3 protein-coding genes and 1 pseudogene are annotated in these 3,483 nt (G+C 76.0%); 1 reads left to right on the forward strand and 3 read right to left on the reverse strand.

Annotated features, from left to right (window positions below; translation table 11 throughout):
* Together ACLU3S_RS36305 and ACLU3S_RS36310 are read right to left on the reverse strand one after the other, a co-directional pair.
* Positions 1 to 1,068 (reverse strand): annotated as a pseudogene (locus ACLU3S_RS36305) (ABC transporter permease); the annotation flags it as partial.
* Between the two features lie 151 nt (positions 1,069 to 1,219).
* Entirely contained in the window at positions 1,220 to 1,624 is a 405-nt protein-coding gene (locus ACLU3S_RS36310; RefSeq protein WP_413956239.1) for a globin, read from the reverse strand.
* Between the two features lie 79 nt (positions 1,625 to 1,703).
* Here ACLU3S_RS36310 and ACLU3S_RS36315 point away from each other — a divergent pair, with 79 nt between their 5' ends.
* Entirely contained in the window at positions 1,704 to 2,681 is a 978-nt protein-coding gene (locus ACLU3S_RS36315; protein ID WP_413956240.1) for a methyltransferase domain-containing protein, read from the forward strand.
* A gap of 14 nt (positions 2,682 to 2,695) precedes the next feature.
* On the opposite strand, the gene ACLU3S_RS36320 is transcribed toward ACLU3S_RS36315, so the two are convergent.
* A partial coding sequence (locus ACLU3S_RS36320; RefSeq protein ID WP_413956241.1) for an FHA domain-containing protein occupies positions 2,696 to 3,483 on the reverse strand: 788 nt, incomplete at its 5' end.

The following is a 3,483-nucleotide window of genomic DNA, read 5'->3' on the forward strand; positions in this document are numbered from 1 at the left end:
GGCCGCGGGGGCCGCGAGCAGCAGGGCCTCGGCGGCGGCGAGGGCGCCGATCCGGGCGCGGGAGGCGCCCCGGGCCCGCAACAGCCGCGTCTCGACGGCCCGTTCGGTGCTGAGCAGCCGGGCCACCAGCAGCAGCGCGTAACCGGCGAGCAGCACCAGCAGCAGCGCGACGATCAGCAGGGTGGACCGGGCGACGAGCAGCGAACGGGCCACCCGGTCCAGGACGTCCGGCAGCGAGGTCTGCACCGTCGTGGCGCCGTGCAGCACCGGGCGGTGGCGCAGCGCCGAGGGGCCTCGCTCCGCCGCCGCCCGCAACCGTCCGATCCGCCCCGTGGTGACGTGTGAGAAGTCCGCCGACGCGAGCCACCCCGTCGTCCCGGCGCTGACCCGGCCGCCGGTGAGGACGGAGGGGTCGGTGAGCAGCGGGCCGTACGTCGTGAAGCCGGACGTCTTCGCCCCGCGGCCGAGGAGGTCGTCCAGCCGCCAGTACGGCGCCGTCACCGAGGCCGGACGGTACAGCCCGGTGATCCGCGCCCGTACCGGCGGGCCGCCCAGCCGGTCGGTCAGGGTGAGGCGGTCGCCGGTGCCGAGCCGCAGCGCGCGGGCGGCGGTCTGCGGGAGCGCGACCTCGACCGTGCCGTCCGTGCGGCGCGGCAGACGGCCGGAGGCCAGGCGCAGCTGGGTGGGGTCCAGGGCCGCGAAGTAGGTGAGGTCCGGGTCGCCGGACCGGTCGGCGGGCGGTTGCAGCGAGCGGGGCAGTGCGTACGGGCCCGAGCGGCGCAGCGTCCGCTGTGTCACCGGCAGGCCGTCGAAGGTCTGCCGGGCGCTCTCGCGGACGGCGGCGTCGGCGGCGGCCCGCTGCTGGGCCGGCACGTCCGCCTTGACGATCAGCGCGGTGTCGGCCGCGGTGCGCGGATCGGCCAGCACATGGCGCAGCGCGGCGTCACCGATCGCCTCCGAGTACGCGGTCAGGGTCGCCAGGACCGCGGTGGTCAGCACCACGGTGAGCAACGCGGCGCCCAGCAGCAGGCGGTGCGCACGCGCGCGTGAGAAGACGAACCCCGTCACCCGGCCCCCGTGTGTCCGCCGCTTGTCAGACCTTCGGGCGATGCTGACAGAGCGGACCGGCCGGGGGTAAGCGGTTGTTGGCCGGTCTATACCGGATCGTGACCGGAATCCGGCGTAGCGCGACCGGAATCCGGCCCTCAGTGACGGACGGTCACTCCGGCGTGTTGATCATCGACGCGGCGGCGTACGTCAGGTAGTTCCACAGCGTCGTCTCGTGCTCCTCGGACAGCCCGAGCTCGTCGACGGCCACGCGCATGTGCCTCAGCCAGGCGTCGTGCGCCGCCCGGTCCACCGTGAACGGGGCGTGCCGCATGCGCAGCCGGGGGTGGCCGCGGTTCTCGCTGTACGTCCTGGGCCCACCCCAGTACTGCATCAGGAACAGGGTCAGACGCTCCTCGGCCGGACCCAGGTCCTCCTCCGGGTACATCGCCCGGAGGAAGGGGTCCCCGGCGACTCCCTCGTAGAAGCGGTGCACGAGCCGGCGGAAGGTCTCCTCCCCGCCGACCTGCTCGTAGAAGGTCTGCTCCTGAAGCGTGCCGCGCCGAATCTCATTCACGCATCCATGGTCTCAGACCCGCTGAGCGACGACTCGGGGCCTGCGGACCGGGAGGCCGGTGCGCACCTAGGGTGGACGCATGGGCGCCTACGACACGCAGACCGAGGGGCTCGCCGCCGCGGAGCGGGCCGCGCTCGTGCGGGAGATCGACGCCGACGGCGCCTGGGCGGAGGACCCGGTGTGGCGGGCGTCGTTCGCCGAGGTGCCCCGGCACCTGTTCGTGCCGTACTACTACGTCGCCGGGCCGCGCGGCTACGAGCGGTGCTGGGGCGAGAGCCCCGACCCCGAGGCGCGCGAGCGGTGGGTGCGCGGCGCCTACGCGGACGTGCCGCTGGCCACCCGGCTGCGCGACGGCGAACTGCTCTCCTCCAGCAGCCAGCCCTCCCTGATGGCACGGATGCTCGCGGCGCTGGGGGTGGCGGACGGCGACCGGGTCCTGGAGGTGGGCGCCGGCACCGGCTACAACGCGGCGCTGCTCGTCCACCGCCTCGGCGACGACGGCCTCGTCACCACGATCGACCTGGAACCGGAGATCACCGAGTCGGCCCGCCGGCACCTGGCCGCCGCCGGGTACCACCCGGCCGTCGTCACCGGCGACGGGGCGCGCGGGGTGCCCGAACGCGCCCCCTTCGACCGGATCATCGCGACCTGCGCACTGACCGCGGTGCCGCGCGCCTGGCTCGCCCAGTGCCGCCCCGGCGCCCGGATCCTCACCCCGCTGGCCACGGGCCTGCTCGTGCTCACCGTGGCGGACGCGGCGCACGCCGAGGGCCGCTTCCTGCCCACGGCCGCCTACTTCGTGCCGCTGCGCGGCGAGGGCCGCCGGGAGACGGAGGGGGTGTCGCTCGCCGGGCTGCCCGGCAGGGCCCGCGGGCAGGAGCCGTTCCGCTTCCTGCTGGCGCTGACCCGGGGCACCCTCGACGCTCAGGCGGCCTACGCGCTGTGGGAGCGCGAGGGCGAGCCGGACCGCGAGCGGTACGGCGTCACGGTCGCCGGCGAACGGGCCTGGGCGTGGCTGGACGACCCGGAGGGGCCCTACGTCTGGCCCCTGCCGTGACCGTCCGCCCGGCCTCAGCCCCGGCGGACGGTGATCGTCGTCCAGGCGCCCACGTGCACCCGGTCGCCGTCCTGCAGCGGGACCGGCACGAACGGCTGGATCGGCTCCTCCGACATGTTGACCGTGGTGCCGTTCGTCGAGTTCTGGTCGACGACCGCCCAGCTGCCGTCCGGCTGCTGCACCAGCACCGCGTGCTGGTGCGAGACGCCCGGGTCCTCCGGCGGCACCGACAGGTCGATGTCGGGGGTGTCGCCGGTGGAGTGCCGGCGGCGGCCGATGGTCACCTGGTTGCCGGTGAGCGGGCGCTGCTGCTCGGGCGAGTACGCGGGCAGGTTGAGGCCCGCGGCCTCGGGACCCGAGCGCTGCATCATCGCCAGGAAGTAGTCGCGGTCCGGGCCGATGGTGGCGGTCCAGGTGGTCCGCTGCGGCGCCTGCGGGAAGCCGGGGCCGGGCGGGGCCTGCGTGGCGCCGGGCTGCGGGTGGCCGTATCCGCCGTTCTGGCCGCCGGGACCCTGGCCCGGGCCGGACGGGCCGGCGGACGGCGGGGAGATCACCCAGTCGTCGTCACCGCCCCCGAAGGAGGGGCCGCCGCCGGACGGGCCGCCGGGGCGGCCGGTCTCCCGTGGGAAGGCGGGCGGCGCGGGCGGCCCCGACTGCTGGAACGCCTGGGCGGGACCGCCGGTCGGCGGCGGAACCGGACGCGAGGGGTCGACGCCGAAGGGCGAGGGCCCGGAGGGGCCGCCCTGCGTCGGGCCGGGCGGAGTGGGGCCGCCGGGTCTGGAGGGGTCGCGCTGGAAGGCCG

This window comes from Streptomyces sp. AF1A, assembly GCF_047340315.1.
GTDB lineage: Bacteria > Actinomycetota > Actinomycetes > Streptomycetales > Streptomycetaceae > Streptomyces.

Coding starts and splice junctions, on each gene's coding strand:
- ACLU3S_RS36315 (WP_413956240.1), top strand. CDS start 1,704: ATGGGCGCCTACGACACGCAGACCGAGGGGCTCGCCGCCGCGGAGCGG.